The 24,291-nt window shown below is 70.6% G+C and carries 20 protein-coding genes; 11 read left to right on the top strand and 9 right to left on the bottom strand.

What is annotated here, in order from left to right; all coding sequences use genetic code 11:
- Positions 1-2: 2 nt before the first annotated feature.
- Positions 3-902 (bottom strand): L-threonate dehydrogenase, encoded by a 900-nt coding sequence (gene ltnD, locus Q0C38_RS05980; RefSeq protein ID WP_291296152.1) that lies wholly within the window; start codon positions 900-902, stop codon positions 3-5.
- Between the two features lie 116 nt (positions 903-1,018).
- Here ltnD and Q0C38_RS05985 point away from each other — a divergent pair, with 116 nt between their 5' ends.
- On the top strand, positions 1,019-1,987 hold the full coding sequence (locus Q0C38_RS05985; protein WP_291296153.1) for a tripartite tricarboxylate transporter substrate binding protein: 969 nt from the start codon (positions 1,019-1,021) through the stop codon (positions 1,985-1,987).
- Here Q0C38_RS05985 and Q0C38_RS05990 read toward each other — a convergent pair.
- Complete coding sequence (locus Q0C38_RS05990) at positions 1,984-4,335, bottom strand: xanthine dehydrogenase family protein molybdopterin-binding subunit (RefSeq protein WP_291296154.1); 2,352 nt, start codon at positions 4,333-4,335, stop codon at positions 1,984-1,986. The genes Q0C38_RS05985 and Q0C38_RS05990 overlap by 4 nt on opposite strands.
- Entirely contained in the window at positions 4,328-5,860 is a 1,533-nt protein-coding gene (locus Q0C38_RS05995; protein ID WP_291296155.1) for a M81 family metallopeptidase, read from the bottom strand. The genes Q0C38_RS05990 and Q0C38_RS05995 overlap by 8 nt, the downstream gene beginning before the upstream one ends.
- Before the next feature lie 81 nt (positions 5,861-5,941).
- Here Q0C38_RS05995 and Q0C38_RS06000 point away from each other — a divergent pair, with 81 nt between their 5' ends.
- Positions 5,942-7,510 carry an ABC transporter substrate-binding protein gene (locus tag Q0C38_RS06000; RefSeq protein WP_291296156.1) on the top strand — a complete coding sequence of 523 codons (1,569 nt, stop codon included), beginning with the start codon at positions 5,942-5,944 and terminating at the stop codon, positions 7,508-7,510.
- 226 nt (positions 7,511-7,736) lie between these two features.
- On the top strand, positions 7,737-8,894 hold the full coding sequence (locus Q0C38_RS06005) for a hypothetical protein (RefSeq protein ID WP_291296157.1): 1,158 nt from the start codon (positions 7,737-7,739) through the stop codon (positions 8,892-8,894).
- A 34-nt stretch (positions 8,895-8,928) separates the two neighbouring features.
- On the opposite strand, the gene Q0C38_RS06010 is transcribed toward Q0C38_RS06005, so the two are convergent.
- The 3 genes from Q0C38_RS06010 to Q0C38_RS06020 all read right to left on the bottom strand — a co-directional run bounded on the left by Q0C38_RS06010 (position 8,929) and on the right by Q0C38_RS06020 (position 13,051).
- The gene (locus Q0C38_RS06010; RefSeq protein ID WP_291296158.1) at positions 8,929-10,047 is read right to left on the bottom strand and encodes an enolase C-terminal domain-like protein; all 1,119 of its coding nucleotides are present in this window, start codon (positions 10,045-10,047) and stop codon (positions 8,929-8,931) included.
- Complete coding sequence (locus tag Q0C38_RS06015; protein ID WP_291296159.1) at positions 10,044-11,969, bottom strand: TRAP transporter fused permease subunit; 1,926 nt, start codon at positions 11,967-11,969, stop codon at positions 10,044-10,046. The genes Q0C38_RS06010 and Q0C38_RS06015 overlap by 4 nt, the downstream gene beginning before the upstream one ends.
- Before the next feature lie 80 nt (positions 11,970-12,049).
- A complete protein-coding gene (locus Q0C38_RS06020; protein ID WP_291296160.1) occupies positions 12,050-13,051 on the bottom strand; it encodes a TAXI family TRAP transporter solute-binding subunit in 1,002 nt (333 codons plus the stop codon).
- 144 nt (positions 13,052-13,195) lie between these two features.
- On the opposite strand from Q0C38_RS06020, the gene Q0C38_RS06025 reads away from it, so the two are divergent.
- From Q0C38_RS06025 to Q0C38_RS06050, 6 genes are all read left to right on the top strand, one after another.
- A complete protein-coding gene (locus Q0C38_RS06025) occupies positions 13,196-15,886 on the top strand; it encodes an HAD-IC family P-type ATPase (protein ID WP_291296161.1) in 2,691 nt (896 codons plus the stop codon).
- A gap of 159 nt (positions 15,887-16,045) precedes the next feature.
- Entirely contained in the window at positions 16,046-17,365 is a 1,320-nt protein-coding gene (locus tag Q0C38_RS06030) for an ABC transporter substrate-binding protein (RefSeq protein ID WP_291296162.1), read from the top strand.
- A 58-nt stretch (positions 17,366-17,423) separates the two neighbouring features.
- Positions 17,424-18,326 carry a branched-chain amino acid ABC transporter permease gene (locus Q0C38_RS06035; protein WP_291296163.1) on the top strand — a complete coding sequence of 301 codons (903 nt, stop codon included), beginning with the start codon at positions 17,424-17,426 and terminating at the stop codon, positions 18,324-18,326.
- Positions 18,326-19,267: a branched-chain amino acid ABC transporter permease gene (locus Q0C38_RS06040; protein WP_291296164.1), complete on the top strand. Its 942-nt coding sequence runs from the start codon at positions 18,326-18,328 to the stop codon at positions 19,265-19,267. Before Q0C38_RS06035 ends, Q0C38_RS06040 begins: the two co-directional genes overlap by 1 nt.
- Positions 19,264-20,046: an ABC transporter ATP-binding protein gene (locus tag Q0C38_RS06045; RefSeq protein WP_291296165.1), complete on the top strand. Its 783-nt coding sequence runs from the start codon at positions 19,264-19,266 to the stop codon at positions 20,044-20,046. Before Q0C38_RS06040 ends, Q0C38_RS06045 begins: the two co-directional genes overlap by 4 nt.
- Positions 20,033-20,695 (top strand): ABC transporter ATP-binding protein, encoded by a 663-nt coding sequence (locus tag Q0C38_RS06050; RefSeq protein WP_291296166.1) that lies wholly within the window; start codon positions 20,033-20,035, stop codon positions 20,693-20,695. Before Q0C38_RS06045 ends, Q0C38_RS06050 begins: the two co-directional genes overlap by 14 nt.
- Before the next feature lie 456 nt (positions 20,696-21,151).
- Here Q0C38_RS06050 and Q0C38_RS06055 read toward each other — a convergent pair whose 3' ends face one another.
- Positions 21,152-21,955 carry a putative hydro-lyase gene (locus Q0C38_RS06055; RefSeq protein ID WP_291296167.1) on the bottom strand — a complete coding sequence of 268 codons (804 nt, stop codon included), beginning with the start codon at positions 21,953-21,955 and terminating at the stop codon, positions 21,152-21,154.
- A gap of 70 nt (positions 21,956-22,025) precedes the next feature.
- On the opposite strand from Q0C38_RS06055, the gene Q0C38_RS06060 reads away from it, so the two are divergent.
- Positions 22,026-23,141, top strand: coding sequence for an NADH:flavin oxidoreductase/NADH oxidase (locus Q0C38_RS06060; RefSeq protein WP_291296168.1), 1,116 nt, complete (start codon positions 22,026-22,028; stop codon positions 23,139-23,141).
- A gap of 51 nt (positions 23,142-23,192) precedes the next feature.
- On the opposite strand, the gene Q0C38_RS06065 is transcribed toward Q0C38_RS06060, so the two are convergent.
- Positions 23,193-23,810: a VPLPA-CTERM sorting domain-containing protein gene (locus tag Q0C38_RS06065; protein WP_291296169.1), complete on the bottom strand. Its 618-nt coding sequence runs from the start codon at positions 23,808-23,810 to the stop codon at positions 23,193-23,195.
- 154 nt (positions 23,811-23,964) lie between these two features.
- Between Q0C38_RS06065 and Q0C38_RS06070 the strand changes: the two genes are divergently transcribed.
- A complete protein-coding gene (locus Q0C38_RS06070) occupies positions 23,965-24,156 on the top strand; it encodes a hypothetical protein (RefSeq protein ID WP_291296170.1) in 192 nt (63 codons plus the stop codon).
- Between the two features lie 51 nt (positions 24,157-24,207).
- Here Q0C38_RS06070 and Q0C38_RS23240 read toward each other — a convergent pair whose 3' ends face one another.
- Positions 24,208-24,291, bottom strand: coding sequence for a VPLPA-CTERM sorting domain-containing protein (locus tag Q0C38_RS23240; protein ID WP_366937241.1), 84 nt, complete (start codon positions 24,289-24,291; stop codon positions 24,208-24,210).

A 24,291-nucleotide genomic window follows, 5' to 3' on the forward strand; every position in this document is an offset into this window, starting at 1 on the left:
CGTTAGTCCTTCTTGTCACCCGGAACAGGAATGCCGGAGAGCTTCTGCCAGAAGCGGATGGCGAACGCATCGTCCTTGTCGCCATCGCCGCCGGCGGCGACGCCGAGGAACACCTGGTGCGCGGCAGCCGACAGCGGCAGCGGGAAGGTGAGCGCGCGGGCCTGGTCGAGCACGATGCCGAGGTCCTTGACGAAGATGTTGATGGCACTCCGCGGCGCATCGTCGCCGGCGAGCAGGCGCGGCCCGCGATCCTTGAACATCCACGATGACCCTGCACTCTCGCTGATCACGTCGAACAGCACCTGCGGATCAGCACCGGCGCGGACACCGAGGGCGAACGCCTCGCCCATCGCGGCGAGGTGAACGCCGGCCAGAAGCTGGTTCACCATCTTCACGGTACTGCCTGCACCGGCCTCGGGCCCGAGCTCCCACACCCGTTGCGCGATCGCATCGAGCACCGGCTTCGCCGCCGCGAACGCCTCCGGCGCGCCGGAGCCCATCACCGTCATCGTTCCCGCCGTCGCTGCCTTCACCCCGCCCGAGACGGGGCTGTCGAGCATCAGCACGCCGAGCGGCGCAAGCCGTTTCGCGATCCCCACGGCCGCACCTGGGGCGATGGTGGTGCAAAGCAGCACGACCGATCCCATGGCGAGACGCGGCGCGATGCCGCCCTCGCCGAACAGCACCGCCTCGGCCTGTGCGGCGTTGACGACGAAGACCACCACCGCCGCGCGGTCATCCGGCAGTTCGGCGACGGAGCCGACGGCCCTGCCGCCCGCCGCCGCGAAAGCCTCCCGCCCTGGAGCGCGCGGCTCGACGCCGACGACGTCGTGCCCCGCCTTCACGAGGTTGACGGCGGCCCCCATGCCCATCGCACCAAGCCCGATCACGCCGACTTTCACCGCATGCTCCTCCCTGTCCCGACCCAGGGGGTCTAGCGCGCGGCGGGGCTGCTGCGAAGGCCCGATTGCGCGGTCGCGGCATTCGACTATCGTTGCGCAAACTTCGGGAGGACACGATGAAGCGACGCACCCTGATCGCCGCCGCCGCAACGCTCGCGCAGGCCCCCCTGCTGCGGCCGGCGCTGGCGCAAGCGTGGCCCGCGCGAACGGTGCGCATCATCGTTCCCTTCGGCGCCGGCGGGCCGGCCGACATCTACGCCCGCTTCCTTGCCGAACGCCTGTCGGGCCCGCTCGGCCACGGCTTCGTGGTCGAGAACAGGCCTGGTGCGGGGGCCGTCGTCGGCACCGATGCGGCCGCAAAGGCCGGGGCGGATGGCTACACGCTGCTGATGATGTCGAACACCCACACGGCGAACGAGACGCTGATCCCGAACCGCCCCTACAGCCTGATGCGCGATTTCACGCCCGTGGCACCCGTCAACGTCGCCAACCACGCACTCGTCGCCAAGACGGGTCTTGCGACCTCGGTGGCTGAACTCATCGCCAAGGCCAAGGCAGCGCCCGGCACGCTGAACTACGCCTCCTCCGGCCCGGGCACGCCCTATCACATTGCCGGTGCCGCGTTCTGCTATCGCGCCGGCATCCAGGTCGAGCACATCCCCTTCCGCGGGTCGGGCGAGGCACGCACCGCGATCATCGGCGGCACGGTCGACTTCATGTTCGACAGCATCACCACGCAGATCCAGAACATCGAGGCGGGCCGCGTCGTCGGCCTCGCCACCTCGGGGCCTCGTCGGAACCCGCTGCTGCCGAATCTGCCGACCGTGTCGGAAGCCGGCGTGGCGGGCTACACGTCGAGCATCTGGCTCGGCATCATGGCACCCGCGGGAACGCCGGCGCCGATCGTCGAGCGGCTGAACGCCGAGATCACGCGCGTCACCTCGGCGCCCGAGACCGTCGCTGCCTGGAGCCGGCAGGCGGTCGAGCCGATGCGCATGAGCCCGGCAGAGTTCGGTGCGTTTCTGCAACAGGACATCGCCGGCCAGGCGGAGGTGATCCGGGGTGCCAACATCCGCGCGAGCTAGCGAGCCGGTGCGTCCCGGATCGCCCGCCACACGCGCTCGGGCGTGGCAGGCATGTCGATGTGGCGGATGCCGTAGGGGGAAAGCGCATCGACGATGGCGTTGACGAGAACGGGCAGCGCACCGACGGTGCCGGCCTCGCCGGCGCCCTTCGCACCGAGCGGGTTCGCCGCCGTCGGCACTGCGTTGCTTTCGACGACCATCGATGGCAGGTCTGATGCGCGCGGCATCTGGTAGTCCATGAAGCTCGCCGTCACGATCTGGCCGCTCTCGTCGTAGCGGATGCTTTCGCCGAGCACCTGGCCAAGCCCCTGCGCGACGCCGCCATGGATCTGCCCCTTGAGCAGCAGCGGGTTGATCACCGTGCCGACATCATCCACCACGACGTAGGAGACGACGCGGACCACGCCCGTCTCCGGGTCGATCTCCACCTCCGCGACGTGGCAGCCATTGGGGAACGTCGCCTCGTCGGGCGTCAGCACCACATCGGCCGCAAGGCCCATCTCCTCGCCCTTGGGCAGCTTGCCGGCGGTGTAGGCGGCACGCGCGACATCCTCGATCCGCAGCGCGCGATCTGTTCCCGCCACACGGAACGTTCCGGAATCGAACGCGATATCGGCTTCCGCCGCCTCGAGCAGGTGGGCAGCGATGCGCCTGCCGCGCGCGATGATGCGGTCGGCCGCGCGCACCATGGCCGAGCCTGCGACGACGAGGCTGCGCGAGCCGAACGTGCCGCGGCCATGCGGCACGAGGTCGGTATCGCCGAACACCACGCGCACGCGGTCGAAGGAGAGGCCGAGCAGGCTCGCGGCGAGCTGGCGGAACGCCGTCTCGTGCCCCTGGCCGTGGCTGTGGCTGCCGAGGATGAGCGTGGCCCCGCCATCGGGCTCGAAGCGGACGGATGCGCCCTCCTCGTTCGGCGCGCGGAACGGCCCGGCGGCGATCTCGATGGCGTTGGCGATGCCGATGCCGCGCAGCAACCCGCGCGCCGCCGACTGCGCGCGGCGTGCGGCGAAACCTGCCCAGTCCGAGGCCGCGAGCGCGAGTTCCATGCCGCGCGGGAAATCGCCGCTGTCATAGGTGAAGACGAGGCCCGTCTTGAACGGCATCGCCTCCGGCGGGATCAGGTTGCGCTGCCGGATCGCGACACGGTCGAGCCCCATCTCGGCTGCGGCAAGGTCGATCACACGCTCGATCGCAAACGTCGCCTCGGGGCGGCCTGCACCGCGATAGGGCGCGGTCGGCTGCGTGTTGGTGAAGGCGCCGCGCACCTCGGCCAGGATCGCGGGCGTGCGATAGGTGCCGGCAAGCCCGCCGAGATTGTTCGTCGGCGAATGCGGCGTGTTGAACGCGAGATACGCGCCAAGGTTCGCCGTGGTGCGGATGCGGAGTGCGAGGAAGGTTCCTTCGGCGTCGAGCGCGAGCTCGACCACGCTGTCATTGTCGCGCGCGTGGAAGTCCGACAGGAAGCTCTCGGTGCGATCCGCGATCCAGCGCACGGGCCGGTCGAGCAGCCGTGACGCCCAGAGGACGAGGGCGTGTTCCTGCGTCGGCGATCCCTTCATGCCGAAGGCCCCGCCCATGTCGGGCGAGATGAGCCTCAACCTGTTGTCGGCCACGTGCAGCGTCCTGGCCGCGAGCTCTGAGCGCACCTTGTGCGGAACCTGCACGCCGGTGATCAGCGTCCACCGCCCCTCGCCCTCGTCCCACTGCCCGATGGCCCCGCGCGGTTCGAGCGGGTTCGCACTGACACGGCTGATGCGGAAGGCCAGCCGTGCCACATGCGCCGCGCGGGCGAAGCCTGCCTCGACCGCCGCCGCATTGCCGAGCGTGAACAGGAAACAGAGATTGTCGGCCGCATGGCTGGGCCACACCGCCGGCGCGCCTGGTACGAGCGCTGCCGTCGCGTCCGTCACCGCGGGCAGCGGCTCCCACGCAACCTCGACGGCCTCTGCCGCATCGCGGGCGATCGCGCGCGTCTCGGCGATCACGGCGGCGACCGGATCGCCGACGAAACGGGCAGCGTCGGTGGCGAGGATGCGATAGGGCGGCCGCGGCATCGGCGCGCCACCGGGGAGCGTGCGCGCGACGGAGGTCTCGAGCGCGCCGAGCGCGCCCAGGTCCTCCCCCGTCAGCACCGCAAGGACGCCGGGCATGGCACGTGCCGCTCGCGCATCGATGCCGCCGATGCGCGCCGCCGCGTGCGGGCTGCGCACCAGCACCATGTGCGCCGCGCCGTCGAAGCGATGGTCGTCGGTGTAGCGGCCGCGGCCGCGCAGGAAGCGCGCATCCTCGACCCGGCGGACGGGCGCGCCGACCCCGCCCTCTGCAACCGCCACGGGATCAGCCATGGGAGCCGGGCACCGTCCAGGACATATCGAGGTCAAGCGGCCAGATCGGCCTCGGAACATTCCGGTAGGGAACGCGCGTGAGCACCACCGCCGTCAGCCCAGGCACATCGACCTCGATGATCGCCTCGCGCGGAAAGATGTCGTCGAACCCTGCACGAAAATGCCCGCGGCTCTTCACCACCAGGCTGCGCACGGCACGGAGGTGGATGCCGAGATGTTCGAGCATCGCAGGCTCGGCACATTGTTTCCGCAGAGACACGACGACGACGAGGATGCCGCCGATGCGCAGCAGCGCCGTCGGGCCGAGGCTGACGGAGCGCCCCTTGTAGATGCCGCGGCGGCCGACCACCTCGCCATCCGAAAGCGCCTCGACGATGGCATCGGCCTCGAAGCTTTCGCTGAACGCCTGCGTCTCTGCACTGTTGAAGCGGGCGCGGATCGTGGCCCCCTTGCCCGCCGCGTGTGCCGCGGCGGCGAGCGGCGCGTCGTTGTGGATGCCGAACACCGCGCCCTCGACGCCTGCGGCGTGAAAGGCGCGCAGGATGAAGGGCGTATTGCCGCGCCCGCCCCCGCCCGGGTTGTCGGCCACGTCGGCGAACAGCAGCGCCTGCACCGATGGGTTCCGCCCGGCGGCAAGCGCCATCGCGGTCGCGTCATCGAGCGGCGTGAGCCTTATCGAGAACCGCTCGCGCATCGCCCAGAGGCGCGCCGCGATTCCCTTAGCCAACTCCTCCGCCCGCGCCTGGTCGCGCCTGGCGGTGACGATCACGCTCATGCCGTTCTTCGGTGTGTCGCCGACCGAGAAGCCCGAGACGACAGAGACATCGAGGATCTCATGGTCGATCAACGATTGGCCGTAGGCGATGATGTCGGCATAGGGGCCGCGATCGGTGTTCTGGCTGGTCGCGGGCGGGATCAGCGGCAGCTTCACGAACGCCGCCTTCGGCCGCATGCCGCCCAGCATCGCGCGCATCGTGTTCGCCGCGTCGGTGCCACGCTCCACCATGTCGACATGCGGATTGGTGCGGTAGCTGATGAGCACATCCGCCTCGCGCACCATGGCTTCGCTGACGTTCGCATGCAGGTCGAGCGTGCCGATGATGGGAATGTCGGGGCCGACGATCGCGCGCACGCGGGCGAGCAGGACGCCATCGGGGTCGAACTCCGCGGTCGCGGTGGCAGCGCCATGCAGGCAGAGATAGACACCATCGACCGGCATCGCCGCCCTGAGGCCCGCCTCGATGCGCGTGACGATCTCGTCGAACACAGCCTGCTCGACGGGCCCGGAGGCGCCAGCGGAGGCAGCGAGCAGGTAGCGCGGCTCCCACGCGCCGCCTGCCATGCCGGCGATGAAGCCCGAGAGGCCCGACGGCGCGCGCGGGTTCGGCTTCGCGAGATCGGCGGCAAGCGCCTCTCCCTCCAGCCAGCATGTCGCCTCGAACTCGGCTTTCGGCGCGGGTGCGGCGTGGCCGTTGCTCTCGAGCATGAAGGCGGCGAGAGCGATCCTGGGTGCGGTGTGGGGCATGGCGCGATGGTGCGACGGGGCGGGCGCTTGCGCAACCTGGCCAACGCTGCATGATCATCCGACCTGCACGGGAGATATCGCATGCGACGGATGCTGCTGGCGGCCGGGGCCGCGCTCGCTTTCACCGCCATGGCCGGCGCCACGCCTGCCGCCGCGCAGTCGCTCACCCTCGGCACCAAGCTCGAGCTCAACACCCTCGATCCGCATTTCTTCAACGGCTTCCCGCCGGCCTCGAGCCACATCCAGATCTGGGACACGCTCACCTCCCAGGGCGACAGCCTGGCGCTCGAACCCGGGCTCGCCACCGCCTGGCGCAACATCGACGACACGACGTGGGAGTTCACCCTTCGCCAGGGCGTCACGTTCCATGACGGTTCGCCGTTCACCGCCGATGACGTGATCGCCACGATCCGCCGCGTGCCGGCGGTGCCGAACTCCCCTGCCCTGTTCACCTCCTTCACCCGCACCATCGCATCGGTCGAGAAGCTCGGCGATCACCTGATCCGCATCCGGACCAGCACGCCGAACCCGCTGCTGCCGCTCGACCTCTCCCGCGTGTTCATCATCGCCGCGAAGGATGCCGAGGCGACGACGAGCGAGTTCAACGCAGGCCGCGTGAACGGCACCGGCCCCTACCGCTACGCATCATGGACGAACGGCCAGGCCCTCGTTCTCCGGCGGAACGACGCGCATTGGGGCGGGCCGGCGCACTGGGCGCAGGTGACGGAACGGGTGATCGCGCGTGACCCCTCGCGCGTTGCCGCCCTGCTCGCCGGCGAGGTGGATGCGATCGACCTGGTGCCGACGGGCGACAAGCCGCGGCTGGCGCAGGATGCGCGCTTCTCGCTGTTCGCAGGGCCGGCAGGCGTCGTGCACTACATCGCCCTCGACAGCGCGCGGGAGGCGAGCCCGCATGTCGGCGCGAAGGACGGCCAGCCGCCGCTTGCCCGCAACCCGCTGCTCGATGCCCGCGTGCGCCGCGCGCTCTCCCTCGCGATCGACCGCATCGCCATCGCCGAGCGCCTGATGGAAGGCAGCGCCACCCCGGCCAGCCAGTTCCTTCCCACCTCATTCCCCGGCACCAGCCAGCGCCTGAAGCCCGATGCGCTCGACCTCGCCCAGGCACGGCGCCTGCTCGCCGAGGCCGGCGTGCCGAACGGCTTCCGCCTCGCGCTGCACACGACGACCGACCGCTACCCGAAGGACAGCCAGGTCGCCCAGGCGGTCGGCCAGATGTGGACGCGGCTCGGCCTGCAGGTGTCGGTCGAGGGCGTGCCGGGCCAGGTGTTCTTCGGCGCGGCGACGCGGCAGGAATACTCCGCGTTCATCGCGCAATACGGCACGTCGGAGGCCTCGGAGGGGCCGCGCGCGGTGCTCCACACGAATGACGCGACGAAGGGGCTGGGGGCTGCCAACCGCACGCGCTACTCGAACCCCGCGGTGGACGCGCTGATCGTCGCCGCCCTGGCTGAGATGGATCCGGAGAAGCGCATCGCGAAGGTGGCAGAGGCGATTGAGGCCGCCTTCGCCGACCAGGCGCTCATCCCGGTGTTCCACCCGACCTGGGACTATGCGACGCGGAAAGGGCTGGTCGTGAGGCCGCGGCCGGAGCGTCGGTTCAACGCGCTGATGATCCGGCGCGAGGGGTAGCGGGGCGATTCTCAACCGCGGGGCGGTGGACACCAGCGGTGCACTGGTCGCATCGTCCTGATCGTTTGGGTTGTGCTGACGCTAGGCGCCACGCCCCGTGGCCGCTGCCAGGGTGATGGGCGTGCGCGGTGCGGAAGGTGACCGCCCGCACACCAGGTTGAAACGTTTTCGCGCTTTGCTGCGTCCCGGATGGTGCGACGGGCCGCCGGAGGCGAATGACATGGGCATGAGACATACCCTTGTGGACGAGGCCCTGATTGACAGGGATCGCGGCGTGAATGCGCCGACGTGGCTGGCGGGTGCGCTCGTCGCCCTGCTCGTCGGCGCCTGCACGCCGATGTCTGCCCCGGAAGGCGTGACGGCGCTGCCCGCCGTGCCCCGGCTGACCGTGACGGATGCAACCGCAACGCGGGCCGTCCTCGATGTCTCCGCCGTGCCCGGCCTCTCGGATGCCGGGCGGCAGAGCTATGCGCGCTTCCTCACCTTCCCCGCCCCCCGCGCCTTCGCCATCGGCGCCGATGGCGGGCTTGCCTGGGCCGCCAATGCGCGCAACGTCGCCGAGGCCGAGGGGCGAGCGCTCGCGCAGTGCCGCCATGCCAATGGCGGCCGCCCCTGCAAGCTCTACGCCCGCGACCAGCACGTGGTCTGGGAGGGAGAGGCCATGTCGGACCACCCCTTCCCCGGCGTGTCGGGCGAAGGCTGGGCGCTGATGAGCCCAGCCGGCTTCCTCCGCCACGGCCGCGCCGCGGAAGGTGCGATCCTCTGGACGCACGGGCGCGGCAGCGACCCGCGCCGCCAGGCCGACCCCGAACGCTCGCCCATGCCGCTGCCCTTCGTGCAGCGCTTCAACAATGCCGGGTGGGATGTGTGGGTGCTGGCGCGCGACCCCGTGCATGACGTGAACTACGACACCGTGCTCTCCTTCGCCGACACGACGCTGCGCATCGCGGCGACGGCGCTGCGGGAGGGCGGCTATGGGCGCGTGGTGGCTGCCGGGCAGTCAGCGGGCGGCTGGGCGGCGCTTGCGGCGCTGGACACGCCCGGCCTGCTCGATGGGGCGATCGCAATCGCCGGTGCCGGGCTCTACCAGCCGCCGCCGGGGCAGAACGGAACGCTCGACTTCCCCGCCCTGCTGGCGCGCGTGCGCGACAGAACCGCCCCCGTCGTGGTCGCTGCCTTCGATGGTGATCACCTGCTGCCCTGGCCCGAACGGAGTGCCGCGATGCTGCGCGGCAGGCTTGCCGACCGCCCCGCCCCACTGCTGGTGATCAACCGTCCGGCTGGGCTTGCCGGGCATGGCGCCGGCGCCGAGCCCGCGTTCAACGACCGCTATGGCGACTGCATCCTCCGCGCCGTGGCGACCCGCGACGCCGCCGGCTGCTAGAGCAGCGCCGGAGCCGATCGAACCGGCGGCGGTTCTAGCCCCGCTCGGCAACCGTCTCGGCCGCGAGCGCGTGCTCGTCGAGCATGACGCCGAGGCCCGGGCCGGTGGGCACGCGCACCGCTCCCCCTTCATACGGGAAAGGCTCGGCCGTGATGTCGCGCGCGAGAACGAAGCGGGGCATGTAGAACTCGCAGCCGAGCGACATGTTCGGGCTTGCCGCGATCATGTGCGCGGCGGCGGAAAGCGCGATCCCGCCCTCCCAGAGCGTGCCGCCATAGGTCGGCATGCCGGCAGCGGCAGCGACAGCGTCGGCCGCCCGACCGGCGAGGATGCCGCCTGCCTTCATCAGCTTGATCGAGACGCAATCGGCCCAGGCGCCGCGGGCGCAGGCAAGCATCTCGTTCGCGGAATAGACGCTCTCGTCGGCCAGCACCGGCGTCGCGAGGGCGGCGGAAAGGGCGGCGAGCACGGTCTCGTGCCCGCGCGGGATCGGCTGCTCGATGAAGCCGAGGCCGAAATCGTCGAGCGCGCGGCAGACGCGCATCGCCTCCGCCGGTGCCAGGCCCTGGTTGTAGTCGGCCCGCAATTCCACATCCGGAACGGCCTCGCGCAGCGCCTCGAGGCGGCGGCGGTCCTCCGCCTCGCTGGTGAAGCCGGTCTTGACCTTGAAGAGGCGGATGCCCTCGGCGGCAAAAACCTGCGCACGGTCAAGGTCGGCGGCGAAATCGGGGTCGGCGATGGAGAACGACAGCGGAATGGTCTCGCGCACCGCACCGCCCAGCAGCGCATGGACCGGCAGCCCCGCGCGCTTGCCCGCGATGTCCCAGAGCGCCATCTCCGCGGCTGCCTTGGCCTCCGGGTGGCCCATCAGCTCGTGGTCCATCGCCTCGGCGGCAGCAGCAATCCGCGCCGGGTCGGCGCCGATCAGCACGGCGCGGAGCGGGCCGTCGAGCGCTGCGGCCGTCGTGTCGGCGGTGTTGCCGAACGGCGCCCAGGGTGCCGCCTCGCCCAGGCCGACGACGCCGTCAGCCGTCTCGATGCGCAGGATCACCCGCCCGACATGCCGTGCGATCGCGCCGGAGCCGTGCGCGCGCACCATGCCGATCGCACTGTCGATGCGGGTGATGCGAAGGCGTGTGATGCGGTCGGTCATGCAAGACTTTCGCGAGGGGAGAACAGGCGCGGGGCGAGCGCCATCACGGCAAGCGTCCCTGCAACGAGCAGCAGGCGCGCGTCCGTCGAGAGCATGTGGCCGAACGCGACGATGCCGCCGACCACGACCGCGCCGATCGCAGCCGGCATGGTGAGCTTGCCGCGCAGATGGCGGGCGAAACCGGCGCCGATCAGCGTCAGCGCTCCCGCGAGCACGAGGCTGTCCTCGACGATGGTGAACAGGCTGCCGCGCAGCATCACGCCCTGGTCATAGATGAAGGCGTAGCCGACCACGAACCCGGCCAGCGCGAAGCGGAGCGCGTGCAGACCCGTCGTCAACGGGTTCGCCCCCGCGATTGCGGCGGCGGCGTAGGAGGCGACCGCGACAGGGGGCGTCGCATCGGCCAGCACTGCGAAGTAGAACATGAAGAGGTGCGCCGGCAGCAGGTCGACGCCGTATTCGCGCAGGATCGGCGAGCCCAGCGCGGCCGTGATGATGTAGGCCGGCGTCGTCGGCACGCCCATGCCGAGCACCAGCGCGGTGATCATCAGCAGCACGCACAGGAGCGCGAGGCTCCCGCCCGCCAGCCCCTTCACGATGCCGCCGAATGCGACGACGAGGCCGGTGACGGTGAGCGCCGAGGTGATCACTCCTGCCCCGGCGACGGCGGCGGCGAGCAGCGCCATGGTGCAGGCGGCGGAGGAGAGGCTGTCGAGCACGGCACGGAGGTTCATCCGCGTACGGGCCTTCAGCGCCGCCGCGACAACGGAGGCGATCACCGCGCAGAACGCCGCGAAATTCCCCGACCACCGCTCCATCAGCAGCCAGACGAGGACGCCGATCGGGATGACGAGGTGAAGGTCCGCCGCCACCTCGCGCCAGGAGGGGATCTCCTCCTCCGGCATCGCTGAGAGCCCGAGGCGCTTGGCCTCGAAATGCACCGAGACGAAGATGGCGAAATAGTACAGCACCGCGCCGATCGCGGCGGCGACGATGATGTCACCGTAGGGGATCTGCGTGATCTCGCTCATCACGAAGGCGGCCGCTCCCATCACCGGCGGCATCAGCGCCCCGCCCGTGCTCGCCGCCGCCTCGACGCCGCCGGCAACCGCCGGGCGATAGCCGAGGCGCTTCATCATCGGGATGGTGATGGCTCCTGTGGTCACGACGTTCGAGACCGTCGATCCGCTCATCGTGCCGAACAGGCCCGAGGTGATCACCGCCACCTTCGCCGGCCCGCCCGCGTAGCGGCCGGCGACCGCCGCGCCGAAGGTGGAGAAGAGCCGCCCCGTGCCCGAGCCCTGGATGAAGGCGCCGAACAGGATGAACATCGCGATGGTCGAGGCGACGATGCCGGTCAACGGCCCGAAGATGCCGCCGACGATCGGCACGATGTAGGCCGTCTCGACGATGGAATGGAGGTCGAAGGGCCGGGTGTTGAAGATGCCGCCCATGTACTGCCCGACATGCATGTAGACGAGCGCGATCAGCACGATGATCGCAAGCACCGGTGCGACCGCGCGGCGGATCGCCTCGAGCAGCAGCACGAGCGCGACGAGGCCGAGCCAGAACTGCAGGTCGGTCAGCGGGTCGATGAACTCCATTCGCGCGTTGATGTCCTGCGCGTGGACGAGGATGTAGAGGCTCGGCAGGGTGCAGGCGACCGCGAGCAGCCAGTCGAGCGCGCTTGGCCTGTGTGCCGGGCTCGCCCCCGGCCGCGCGGGGTACAGCAGGAACACGAGCGGCAGCAGCGAGGCGAGGTGGAAGCCGCGCATCTCGAGGGGGTCGGGAACGCCGATCACCCCGCGGAGCGCGTTCCCCATGCCGAGGGTGCGCACGAGAAGTTCGATCGCGCTCGCCCCGCCAAGCCAGAGATGGGCGAGCGCGACGAGCGCTGCATAGCCGAGGATGAGGGCCCGCATGGGCCCCGCGAGGTCACGCATCGCGCGATGATGCCGGCGCGCGGGAGGCGATTGCCCCGCGCGCCGTCATCCCGCCCGCGTCACATCGTGCAGCCGGCCTCGGCGAAGGCACGCCGTGCGCCCGGGTGCAGCGGCGCGCCGGGGTACTTGCAGGCCACCGCCGGATCGAACGCCGCCATGCTCGGGTGGATCTGCGGCAGCCTCGCCTTGTTCTGGATGATGGCCCGCACCAGACGGTAGATCGCCTCGTCCGGCAGCGCCGTCGGCACGACGAGAACCGTGTCCATCGTCGTCACCGGAACGGTGTCGGTCTGCATCGGCGCAGGGTACGTGCCTGCCGGGATCGTTCCCTGGCTGAAGCCATAGGCCTGCGTAAGGTGGTCACGCACATCCTGTGGGAAGGGGACGAGCGTTGCCTGACGCCGGCCGCGCTGGATCTCGTTGACCATCGCCGCGGGCCTGGCGAGTGCGACATAGGCATAATCGATCTGCCCGTCGATGAAGGCGGCCGCGATGTCGCTGTAGCTGCCCTGCACCACGCGCCCGCCATTGGCGCGGATCTGGTCGAAGCCCGTGCCGAAATGCCGCAGGATGTAGATCAGCGTCAGTGTGTCAGACGAGGTCGACTGCGGTGCGCCGATGCGCAGCCCCGGCATCGTCAGGATCGACTTCATGTCGGCCGGCCCGCCATCGACGCGGCGGAGCATGTGATGCTCCGTCGGCGAATAGCCGACTCCGATATGCGAGATCTTGTCATGCGGCGCGCGATAGGGCTCACCACCCTTCACGGCCGTCGAGACCAGGAAGTCGAGGCCGAAGCCGATCTGGCTGACGCCGTTCTGCACACGCGTCGGGTTGCCGAGCCCGCCACCCGGCACGACGCGGATGGTCATGCCGGGGTTGGCCTCCTGGATGATGCCCGACAGGCCCGTCGCCATCGTGTACCAGCCGCCGCCGAGCGCGCCGGCGACCATCTCGAGGGTCTGCGCCGCCGCACCCTGGGCGAAGCCGAAGGTCACCACCACGCCGGCCAGAAGCCCACGCCGCAGCACCTGTCCCAAGCCCGTTGCACCCAAGCTCATCGCACCGTCCCCATTCTTTGCGTGTTGTTCCCTTGTGCAATGATGGTCTGCGATCACGCGCTTGTCACGTCCCGTTGCAGCCGGTTGATGCACCGCAACACGGACCAAGGTGGCGCGGCGTAGTCTCGAGCTCGGGAGGGGCGCGTGGATTTGCCGGATGATCGACCAGGAGGCGGCGCGCCGCAGCCGGAAGCGGTGCTGCCGTGGCACGCCCGCGCCACCGATGATGTGCTGGCGGCCCTTGGCGCGACCAGGGCAGGACTTTCGGCCGCGGAGGCGCAGGCCAGGCTCGCGCGCGCCGGCCGCAACCGGCTGACAGCTGCCCCTTCCCGCGGCGCTGCCGCCCGCCTTGCCGCCCAGTTCGCCAACCTCCTGATCCTCGTGCTGATCGGCGCGGCCGTGATCGCGGCGATCGTGGGCGACCTGAAGGACGCCGCCGTCATCCTGCTCGTCGTGATCGCCAATGCCGCGATCGGGTATGTCCAGGAGGGGCGGGCCGAGCGTGCGCTCGCCGCGATCTCCGCCATGCTGAGCCCTGGTGCCACGGTGCTGCGCGATGGGCACCGCCGCGCCATCGCCGCGGAGGAGATCGTGCCGGGCGACATCGTCGTGCTCGAGCCGGGTGATCGCGTGCCGGCCGATCTCCGCCTCATCGAGACCCGGGCGCTCGCGATCGAGGAGGCGGCGTTGACCGGCGAATCGGTCGCCGCAACGAAGCAGCCCGAGCCCGCCGCCCCGGACGCCCCGCTCGGCGACCGGCACTCGGCCGCCTTCGCCGGCACGATCGTCGCGGCGGGTGCGGGGCTCGGCGTCGTCACCGCCACGGGCGACGAGACCGAGGTCGGCAGGATCGGCCGCGCGATGCGCGAGACCGTCTCGCCCGTCTCGCCGCTCGTGCGCAGGATGAGCGAGTTCTCGCGTCGCCTGACCGTGATGATGCTGGCGATCGGGATCCTCGCCTTCGCGTGGGGCGTGCTGGTGATCGGCATCCCCGGTGCTGAGATGGCGTTCGCCGCGGTGGCCCTGTTCGTTGCCGCGATCCCCGAGGGCCTGCCGACGATCCTGACCGTGACGCTCGCGATCGGTGTCCAGCGCATGGCCGCGCGCCGGGCCATCGTCAGGCGCATGCCGGCGGTCGAGGCGCTCGGCAGCGTCGATACGATCTGCACCGACAAGACCGGAACGCTGACCGCCAATGTCATGACCGTCCGCGCGATCATGGCGCAGGAGGGCCGCTTCGGCGTGACGGGAGAAGGCTACGCGCCGCGCGGCGCCGTCGAGGACGAGGCAGGCGCCGACGTCTCCTTCGCTCTGCCTGGCGGCGTGGTGCTTCTCGCGCGCGCCTCGGCCCTCTGCAACGACGCCGACATCGTCGACGACGCCGGCGGCTGGACGGTCGCGGGCGACCCGATGGAAGGCGCGCTGCTGGCCTTCGCCGTCAAGGCCGGGGCGGCCACGGCCCGCGAAGCGTGGCCGCGGCGCGACGCGATCCCGTTCGACCCGGCCCAGCGCGTCATGGCGACGCTGCACCACGATGCCGGCGGGGCGGCACTGATGGTGCTGAAGGGCGCGCCGGAGGCGGTGCTCGCCCGCTGCGCCGATGTGCCGGCGGATGCGGTGGCCGAAGTTGCGCGCCTCGGGGCCGAGGGCATGCGCGTGATCGCCTTCGCCGAGCGCAGCCTGCCGCATCGCACGGCAGTACTCGAGGCGGAGGATGCCGCATCTGGGCTCACCTTCCTCGGTCTCTGCGGGCTGATCGACCCGCCGCGGCAGGAGGCGGCCGAGGCGGTCGCTGCCATGCGCGCGGCCGGCATCACGGTGAAGATGATCACCGGCGACCATCCCGGCACGGCAACGGCGATCGCGCGCGCGGTCGGCATCGCCGAGGCGCCGCGCGCGATCGAAGGGGCCGCGTTCGAGGCGATCGCGGTGGCGGACAGGCCGGCCGCGGCAGCCGCGCACGACGTGTTCGCCCGCGTGAGCCCGCTCGGCAAGCTCGCGCTCGTCGATGCGTTGCAGGCGCGCGGCCACACGGTGGCGATGACCGGCGATGGCGTGAACGATGCGGTGGCGCTGAAGCGCGCCGACATCGGCGTCGCGATGGGCCGCGGCGGCACCGAGGCCGCGCGCCAGGCAGCCTCGATCGTGCTGGCGGACGACAATTTCGCCACGATCGCGGCCGCCGTGCGCGAGGGCCGGCACATCTACGACAACCTGCGCAAGGCGATCCTGTTCCTGCTGCCGGTCAATGGCGGGGAATGCCTCGCGGTGCTCGCCTCCATCATCTTCGGCACGACGATGCCGATCACGCCGCTGCAGATCCTCTGGGTGAACATGGTGTCCTCGGCCATCCTCGCGATGGGCCTCGCCTTCGAGCCGGAGGAGCCTGACCTGATGCAGAGGCCGCCGCGGCCGCGGAACGCAGCACTGCTCGACCGCTTCCTGTTCTGGCGTGTCGTTCTCGTCTCGGTACTGTTCCTGGCCGGCATCAACATCGCCTTCCACGGCATGCTCGCGGCTGGCGCCGAGCTCGAAGCCGCCCGGACGGCGGCGGTGTGCGCGCTCGTTGCCATGGAGACATGGTATCTGTTCTCGGTGCGTTTCCTGCGCGCCACGTCGCTTACCCTCGCGCGCGCCTTCGGCACCCGCGCGGTCTGGGCCTCGCTGATCGGCGTGTTCGCCTCCCAGGCCCTTTTCGTCTGGGCGCCGCCGTTGCACGTGCTGTTCGACACGCGCGCGCTCGGGCCATGGCCGCTGCTGCTCGCAGCCGGGCTTGGCGCGGCGGTGTTCCTGATCCTCGAGGCCGAGAAGGCGCTGCTGCGACGGCGCGGCTAGTCAGCGAGCCCCGTCCGCGCCCTCGACGGGAATCGCGTGCCGGGACGGTGGCCATGCCCGCGGGGCCTTGGCGCAGGGGCCGCGCCACGCTACCAGTGTGGCGCGCACGCGGGGGCCAACGCCGCGGCGAGAGAAACCAAGCCACGGGAGAAGTCCACGATGCGCATCACACGCCGCGCCGCCCTTCAGGCGACGATCGCCGCCCCGCTCGCCAGCCCCTTCATCCTGCCGCGGAACGCGATCGCGCAGCAGCGGCCGAACGAGCTTCGCCTCGGCATCTCCACCTTCCTCTCCGGCCCCGCTTCCGTGTTCGGCGTTCCCGGGCGCAACGCCGCCGACCTGCTCATCGAGCAGTTCAACGCCGCTGGCGGCATCGGCGGCGTGCCGATGCGCAGCGTGGTCATCGACGAGGCGCCAGGCGTCGACTTCCTGCTCGGCGAGTGCCGGCGCCTCGCACAGAACGAGGGCGTCGACATGATGCTCGCCTCGATCTCGTCGGGCTCGTGCCTTGCCGTGGCACCGCTCGCGGAACAGCTGCGGATGCCGACGATCCTCTGGGATTGCGGCACCCAGCGCATCTTCGAGGAGAACAGCTTCAAGTACGCCGTGCGCACCCAGGCCAACGCGGTGCCCGAGATCGTCGCGCCGCTGCTGTACCTGATGCGCACGCGGCCCGATTTCCGCACCCTCGCCGTCGTCAACCAGGACTATGCCTGGGGCCGTGACAGCTGGGCGATCTGGAAGGCGGCGATGGATGCGATCAAGCCCGGCGTGCGCGTGGTGGCGGAGCTGTTCCCCCGCTTCGGCGCGACCGACTTCTCCACCGAGATCACCCGCCTGCAGGCACTTCGGCCTGACGTGATCTTCTCCACGAGCTGGGGCGGCGAGCTCGACACCTTCGTGCGCCAGGCCGCTGAGCGACGGCTGTTCGAGCGGTCCACCTTCGTGCTGCCGCTCGCAGAGAGCTCGCTCGAGCGCGTCGGCAAGACCCTTCCGGCGGGCGTCATCGTCGGCTCGCGCGGCGACCATTGGTTCCTGCACCCGACGGCGCGCGACACGCCCATCCTCAAGAACTTCACGGAAGCCTACCGCCGCCGGTTCAACCAGTATCCGATCTACCCGACGTTCCACATGGCCCAGGCGCTCTATGGCATGAAGGCCGCCTACGAGAAGGCGATCGCGGCGAACGGGGGCCGCTGGCCCTCGCGCGAGCAGGTCATGGACACGATGCGCGGCCTCGAATTCGCGCACCTGACCGGAACAATGAAGATCCGTGACGATGGCCAGGGCCTCGAGCCGATGCTGATGGGGGTGACGCGGCACGTGAACGAGTATCCGTTCCCCGTGCTCGACCAGATGATCCTCTACCCGCCCGAGCTGACCATGAACCCAATCGGCACCAAGGGGCTCGACTGGGTGCGCCTGCTCACCCCGGCCGCTGTGCAGCGCGCGCCGGCTCCCATCGCCTACCGCGCCTGATGGCGGGGGGTGATGCACTGAAGGGTTGGGGGGGCAGCGACGCCCCCCCTCGCCTGCCATGACGCTTCTCCTTCTCCTCGCCGTGCTCGACGGGCTTGCCTACGCAGCACTCGTCTTCATGGTCGCCGTCGGGCTCACGCTCGTGTTCGGCGTGCTGCGCGTGCTGAACGTCGCGCACGGCTCGTTCTTCGCCATCGGAGGCTATGTGGCGGCGACGCTCGGCGGCGCGGTAGCGACGACGGCCGCAGCCCCCTGGCTCGCGCTGCCGGTGCTGCTCGTCTCCGCCATCCTCGTCGGCGGGCTGCTCGGGCCGGTGGTCGAGAAGCTGCTGTTGAGCCGCATCTACGTGAAGGACCACGTGCTGCAGCTGCTCGTTACCTTCGCGCTCTTCATGATCCTCGAGGATGTGCAGAAGCTGATCTGGGGCGTGCAGCCGATCTTCCAGGATGCGGCCGTGAAGGCGCTCGGCCCCGTCGAGGTGGGCGACATCGTCTACACGCGCTACCAGCTGTTCCTGCTGCCCGCCGTCGCCGCCACCACGCTGCTGGGGCTGATGTGGTTCCTGCGGCGGACGCTCACCGGCCGCGTCATCGTCGCCGTCACGCAGGACCGCGAGGCGGCGACCGCGATGGGCATCGATGCCGCGCGCGTCTACATGCTCACCTTCACCTTCGGCACGATGCTCGCGGCCTTGGGCGGCGCGCTTGCCTCGCCGACCTCGAGCCTGGTTCCGGGGGCGGGCGTGAACATGATCGTGCTGTCCTTCGCGGTGGTGGCCACCGCAGGCCTCGGGCAGATCGAGGGGGCTGCGCTGACCGCGCTCCTGATCGGCCTCGGGCGGTCGGTCGCGGTCTATTTCGCACCGGAGTTCGAGGTGGTGATCCCCTACCTCATCATGGTGGCGGTGCTGCTCGTGCGCCCCTACGGCCTGTTCGGCTCGCCGGAGCTGAGGCGCGTCTGATGGGCCGCAACCTCACCCTGCCGACGGTGCTCGGCATCGCACTGCTGTTCGGGCTCTCCTTCCTGGCCCCGTGGCTCAAGTTCGTCTTCACCATCGCGCTTGCCAAGGGGCTCGCGGTGCTCGGCATCCTGCTGCTGCTGCGCGCGGGGCAGGTGAGCTTCGGGCATGCGCTCTATGTCGCGGTCGGTGCCTACACGGTCGCGTTCACCCGCCCGGTGGCGGGCGATGTGCTCATCCTCCTGCCGCTCGCGGTGCTGGCGGCCGGCACCGTGGGCGTGCTGGTCGGGCTGTTCGTCACGCGCTATCGCGACATCTTCTTCGGCATGCTGAACCTCGCCTTCAGCATGGTGTTCTACTCGCTGCTCGAGAAGCTCTACGCCTACACCAAGGGCACCGACGGCATCACGGTCGTGCGCCCCTCGATCGCCGGCGTGATGCTCGAGCGCGTGCCGTATGAGTGGACGATGCTTTGCCTCGCGCTCACGCTCGCCGTCGGGCTCGGCCTGCTCGCGCGCGTGTTCCTCGCCTCGCCGCTCGGCCAGGCGCTGCCGGCGATCAAGACGCGCGAGACGCGGCTCGAATTCGCCGGCATCTCGGCCAAGCGCGTGCTGCTCGTCTCCTACGTCGCCTCCGCCATGCTCGCTGGCCTCGGCGGCGGGCTGATCGCGATGACGACGCTGCACGTGACACCGCTCCTCGCATACTGGACGCATTCGGGTGAGCTCGTGTTCATCGCCATCCTCGGCGGCGGCGGGGCGGTGCTCGGGCCGTTCCTGGGCGCGGTGGTGTTCGAGCTCGTTCGCGTCTATGCCGCAGCGGCCTTCCCCGATGCGTGGCAGATGATCCTCGGCGCGGTGCTGCTTGCCATCATCCTGTTCGCCTCGCGCGGCCTCTGGGGCATCTACGAGGACCTCACCGCCAAGCGGGGAGTGAGGTCATGAGTGGCGCGCTGCTCTCGGCCAGGGGGCTCAGGATCGCGTTCGGCGGCGTGAAGGCGGCCGACGGCATCGACCTCGACATCGCCGAGGGCGAGTTCGTCGCGATCATCGGCCCGAACGGGGCCGGCAAGACCACCTTCATCAACATGACCACCGGCTATCTCCGCCCGCAGGCAGGCACCATCACCTTCGCCGGCGAACCGATCACCGGCCTCCAGCCACGGCAGATCGTGCGCCGCGGCATCGCGCGCAGCTTCCAGATCCCGCAGCTTTTCACCGAGCACACGGTGATCGAGAACGTCGCGCTGAAGGTGGCCGCGCACAGGGGGTTCTGGCACGGCCTCCGCCCGCTGCTCGACAGGCCAACGACGGCGGCGACGATGGCGATCCTCGACCAGTTCGGCCTCCGGCACGTTGCCGAGGCGAAGGCGACGGAGCTGAACGAGGGCACGCGCAAGCTCACCGACATCGCCATGGCCATGGCGCTCGAACCCCGCGTGCTGCTGATGGACGAACCCACCTCCGGCGTCGCCTCGGCCGAGAAGTTCGACATCATGGATACGCTCGTCGGCGCCTTGCGCGCACGCGGCGTGACGGCGGTGTTCGTCGAGCATGACATGGAGGTGGTCGAGCGCTACGCCGACCGCGTGGCGGTGTGGAGCCAGGGCAAGATCCTTGCCTCCGGCCCGCCGGCCGAGGTGCTGAACGACCCGGCCGTGCTGCGCGAGGTGATCGGCGTCGAGGTCAAGCACGCAGCAGGTGGTGGCCATGCTCACGCTTGACGGGGTGGATGTGTCGATCGCCGGCACACGCGTGCTGCGCGGTGTCAGCCTCGCGCTCGAATCCGGTGGGCGGGCGGCGCTGGTCGGCCGCAACGGCGCAGGCAAGACCACCACGTTCCGCGCCATCATGGGCCTCGTGCCGCTCACCGCCGGGCGCATCGGCTTCGACGGCAACGATCTCGCGCAGCTCGCCGCGCACAAGCGCACCGCCATCGGCATCGGCTATGCGCCGGAGGAGCGGAAGCTGTTCCCCACCTTCACGGTGGAGGAGAACCTTCGCCTGCCGGCCGAGGTGCTGAAGCTGCCGAAGGCCGAGATCGAGCGGCGGCTCGAGAAGGCCTACGCGATCCTTCCCGAAATAAAGGACTTCGCCGACCGGAAGGCGGGCGGGCTCTCGGGCGGCCAGGGCAAGATGGTGGCACTCGGCCGCGCACTCATGGTCGGGACGAAGCTCGTGCTGCTCGACGAGCCGTTCCAGGGCCTGGCCCCCGCACTCGCGAAACGTTACGGCGAGGCATTGTTGCGCCTGCGCGAGGCGGAGCCTGGGCTTGCCGTCCTGATCAGCGAGAGCAACCCCGACCTGCTCAAGCCGATGGTCGACACCGCCTTCCTGATCGAGCGTGGCGAGGTGAGGCCCACCTCGCTCTGAGCCGCCGGCGCGGTGGCGGCAAGCCAGGCCCGCCAGTCAACCGGATGCGCGGCGATGCGCGCCACGCCCTCCCCGCCCGAGAGGCAGCGCAGCCTCGCCTGCCCGGTGATCCAGGCATAGCGGAACGCGACAGGGTCGCTGCGGAGCAGTGCGATGCGCGCCGCGTCCGTTCCGAAGGCGAGGCGTCGTGCCGCGGCCCACGCACCAGGCAGCAGCAGCACGGCAGCGGCGAGGCCGGCATGCGTGATCAGGACGATCGCGGCGGCCGCAATGCCTGGCAGCAGCAGCGTGCCGACCCACCAGAGCTCTGCCCGCGTACGCCGCACCTCGAGGCGGACACGCCCCTCGTCCACCGCGCGCCAGAGCGCGGCGAGGCCATCGACAGGTGGGGCATGTCCATCCATGCCGCGGATCAGAGCGCATGGATGCGGCGCGATCGATGCGCCGGCGCACAGGTCAGAGAACGGCGAGGCTCGCGTTGCGGAGGTCGGTCACCAGCATGTGGCTCGGCACATGCGTGATCATGAACGGCACCTTCGCTGCCGCCGCCACCGCCTGTGGCGTGACGCCGCAGGCCCAGAACACGGGAAGCTCGTCGCGCTCCACCGGAACCGGAACGCCGTAGTCGGGCCGCAACACGTCGGCGATGCCGATGAGCGACGGGTCGCCCAGATGCACCGGCGCGCCGTGCACGCCCGGAAACCGCGTGGTGATCTGGATGGCGCGGATCGCATCGGCCGCGCGGAAGGGCCGCATGCTCACCACCATGGGGCCAGCGAAGCGCCCGGCCGGCGTGCAGGCGATGGAGGTGCGGAACATCGGTACGTTCGCGCCGGGGCCGAAACAGCTGATGTGGCGGAGGTCGAGCCCCGCCTCGATCAGCGCCTCCTCGAAGCTGAAGGAACAGCCGAGGACGAAGGCGACGAGATCATCACGCCACACGGCGCGCAGGTCATCGACCTCCTCGGCCACTTCGCCGTCGCGCCAGATGCGGTAGCGCGGCAGGTCGGTGCGGATGTCGACATCGCCCAAGGCGCGCAGCATCGGGTTGCCAGGCTCACCCACGGCCAGCAGCGGGCAGGGCTTCGGGTTGGCATGGCAGAAGCGGAGGAAATCCCCCGCCTCCGCCGCCGGCAGGACGGCGAGGTTGCCCTGCACGAAGCCGGGGGCGAGCCCCGCCGTCGGGCCGCGATGCGCACCGTTGCGCACGCCGTGCCGCACCCGCGCGCCTTCGTTCGTCACCCCGATCGGTCCATCCATCGTCAGCCCCTTGCGCTCTGCCCCGCGAGAACGGACGCTACCCCCTCACCTGCCCGCCGAGGAACCCGAAATGAAAGAGACCGACCGCCGCGTGCATGTGCGCGACCCGCGGCCCATGCTGTTCCGCCCGATCGAGTTCCGCGGCGTCACCTCGCGCAACCGCATCGCGCTTTCGCCCATGTGCCAGTACTCGGCCGAGGATGGCATGCCGAATGACTGGCATGTGCAGCACCTCGGCGCGCGCGCGGCGGGCGGGGCCGGCATCGTGATGACGGAGGCGACGCATGTGGCCGCACACGCGCGGATCACGCCTGGCTGCCTCGGCATCTGGTCTGACGCGCATGTGGCGGGTCTGGCACGGCTGACGGCCGTGATCGCGCGGATGGGGGCGGTGCCGGCGATCCAGCTCGCGCATGCGGGGCGGAAAGCCTCGGTCAGCGTGCCGTGGGAGGGGACGAAGCCGATCCCCCCCGATCAGCCCACCGGGTGGGTTCCCGTCGGGCCGACGGACGAGCCCTTCGGCCCCGGCCACACATCGCCCGTGCCGCTTGACGCCTCCGGCATCGCCGCGGCGGTGGAAGGCTTCGCTGCCTCGGCGCGGCGGGCGCGAGACGCCGGGTTCCGCATCGCAGAGATCCACGGCGCGCACGGCTATCTCATCCACTCCTTCCTCTCCCCCCTCTCGAACACGCGGGTGGATAGCTATGGCGGCGACCTTCGCGCCCGCGCGCGCCTGCTGATGGAGGTGATCGACGCGGTGCGGCGCGAGTGGCCGGACGAGCTCCCCCTCTTCGTCCGCCTCTCCTGCGCCGATCATCTGCCGGGCGGCCTGACGATCGAGGATACGGTGACGGTGGCGCGCTGGCTCAAGGCGCGCGGGGATGTTGACCTGATCGACTGTTCCTCCGGCGGCGTGAACCCCGACAGCCGCCCGCCCTCGGCCCACCCCGGCTACCAGGTTCCCTATGCCGAGGCGGTGCGGGCGGGGGCGGGCATGGCCTCAGGCGCCGTTGGGCTGATCGGCACGGCTGACCAGGCGGCGGAGATCGTGGCGAACGGCCGGGCCGACATCGTGCTGATCGGCCGCGCGATGCTGGCCGACCCTGCCTGGCCGCTGCGCGCGGCGAAGGCGCTCGGCGCGAAGGTTGACTGGCCGGTGCAGTACGAGCGGGCGAACTTCGTGTGAGGGGGGTGCGCGGCGACCCCGCGCACCCCTCAGGCGGAGGCCACGGTCAGCTCAGGCGTGCTGCCGGCGACGGCGGGAGGCGACGAGGCCGAACAGGCCGGCGCCGAGCAGCAGCGCCGAGGCAGGCTCCGGCACCGCCGTGGGGGGCGGCGGCGGCGGCGGCGTCACGGTTTCCTGGAAGACAACATTGAACGAATCGGCGGTGTCGCCGCTGCCCCATGTCGCGGAATACGTGCCCGGCGTGATTCCGAGCGACGCGAACGTCGCGCCGGTGAACGTCATCGTTGCCTCAAGTTGCGTCCCCGACATGTAGCCAACCGGCACCAACAATAAATCCCCTGCTGAGCCGCTGTTCCGAGCGAAGCCGACGGGGTCGCCGGTCCACGCGCCAAACGCGAGACTGCCTGTTCCGAACGCCGGCAACGTGATGCCACCACCGAAGTAGATGCTTAAGACGCCACCGGTCCGGAGCAATGCATTGGCCGGAGAGATAACCGCGGACCCCGAAAGCCCGCCGAGAAACGTGAGCGCCGCCAGGTTGAACGAGCCTGCCCCTGTGCCGACGACATCGCCGCCCTGTTCGACGAAGGTGAAGGTGAAGGCCGCCTCGGCCGGCCGGGGGCCGGCCACCGACAAGGCAGCGACACCAACGGCGGCGAGGCCGAGCATGCGAAAACGCGATATCATGATGTGTGTGTCCCCCTGTTCCCGCTGAGCACGGGAACCCCCGTTTGTTCAAAATCAAATTTGAACGTAGCCGGGGCCGGTCGGCGGCTTCAACAGGTCAATGGCGAGATTGCAAAAAATGTCATGCGGGCCGGCGGTGCCGGGCTGCGGCCTTGGCCTGATCGCCCCAGGCGGCGGGCCGGCGGCGATCGTGGCGAACGGCCGGGCGGACATCGTGCTGATCGGCCGCGCGATGCTGGCCGAGCCCGCGTGGCCACTGCGCGCAGCGAAGGCGCTGGGCGCGAAGGTGGACTGGCCGGTGCGGTACGAGCGGGCGAACTTCGTGTGAGGGGGGTGCGCGGGGATCCCGCGCACCCCTCAGGCGGAAGCGGCGCTCAGGTCAGGTGTGCTGCCGGCGGCGGCGGGCGGCGACGAGGCCGAACAGGCCGGCGCCGAGCAGCAGCGCCGAGGCAGGCTCCGGCAC

It is taken from the genome of Elioraea sp., assembly GCF_022842375.1.
Classification (GTDB): Bacteria; Pseudomonadota; Alphaproteobacteria; order Acetobacterales; family Acetobacteraceae; genus Elioraea_A.

Bases quoted from the DNA above. Each gene is read 5' to 3' on its own strand.
- Q0C38_RS05985 (WP_291296153.1), top strand. From the start codon at position 1,019: ATGAAGCGACGCACCCTGATCGCCGCCGCCGCAACGCTCGCGCAGGCC.
- Q0C38_RS05990 (WP_291296154.1), bottom strand. From the start codon at position 4,335: ATGGCTGATCCCGTGGCGGTTGCAGAGGGCGGGGTCGGCGCGCCCGTC.
- Q0C38_RS05995 (WP_291296155.1), bottom strand. From the start codon at position 5,860: ATGCCCCACACCGCACCCAGGATCGCTCTCGCCGCCTTCATGCTCGAG.
- Q0C38_RS06000 (WP_291296156.1), top strand. From the start codon at position 5,942: ATGCGACGGATGCTGCTGGCGGCCGGGGCCGCGCTCGCTTTCACCGCC.
- Q0C38_RS06005 (WP_291296157.1), top strand. From the start codon at position 7,737: ATGAGACATACCCTTGTGGACGAGGCCCTGATTGACAGGGATCGCGGC.
- Q0C38_RS06010 (WP_291296158.1), bottom strand. From the start codon at position 10,047: ATGACCGACCGCATCACACGCCTTCGCATCACCCGCATCGACAGTGCG.
- Q0C38_RS06015 (WP_291296159.1), bottom strand. From the start codon at position 11,969: ATGCGGGCCCTCATCCTCGGCTATGCAGCGCTCGTCGCGCTCGCCCAT.
- Q0C38_RS06020 (WP_291296160.1), bottom strand. From the start codon at position 13,051: ATGAGCTTGGGTGCAACGGGCTTGGGACAGGTGCTGCGGCGTGGGCTT.
- Q0C38_RS06030 (WP_291296162.1), top strand. From the start codon at position 16,046: ATGCGCATCACACGCCGCGCCGCCCTTCAGGCGACGATCGCCGCCCCG.
- Q0C38_RS06035 (WP_291296163.1), top strand. From the start codon at position 17,424: ATGACGCTTCTCCTTCTCCTCGCCGTGCTCGACGGGCTTGCCTACGCA.
- Q0C38_RS06040 (WP_291296164.1), top strand. From the start codon at position 18,326: ATGGGCCGCAACCTCACCCTGCCGACGGTGCTCGGCATCGCACTGCTG.
- Q0C38_RS06045 (WP_291296165.1), top strand. From the start codon at position 19,264: ATGAGTGGCGCGCTGCTCTCGGCCAGGGGGCTCAGGATCGCGTTCGGC.
- Q0C38_RS06050 (WP_291296166.1), top strand. From the start codon at position 20,033: ATGCTCACGCTTGACGGGGTGGATGTGTCGATCGCCGGCACACGCGTG.
- Q0C38_RS06055 (WP_291296167.1), bottom strand. From the start codon at position 21,955: ATGGATGGACCGATCGGGGTGACGAACGAAGGCGCGCGGGTGCGGCAC.
- Q0C38_RS06060 (WP_291296168.1), top strand. From the start codon at position 22,026: ATGAAAGAGACCGACCGCCGCGTGCATGTGCGCGACCCGCGGCCCATG.
- Q0C38_RS06065 (WP_291296169.1), bottom strand. From the start codon at position 23,810: ATGCTCGGCCTCGCCGCCGTTGGTGTCGCTGCCTTGTCGGTGGCCGGC.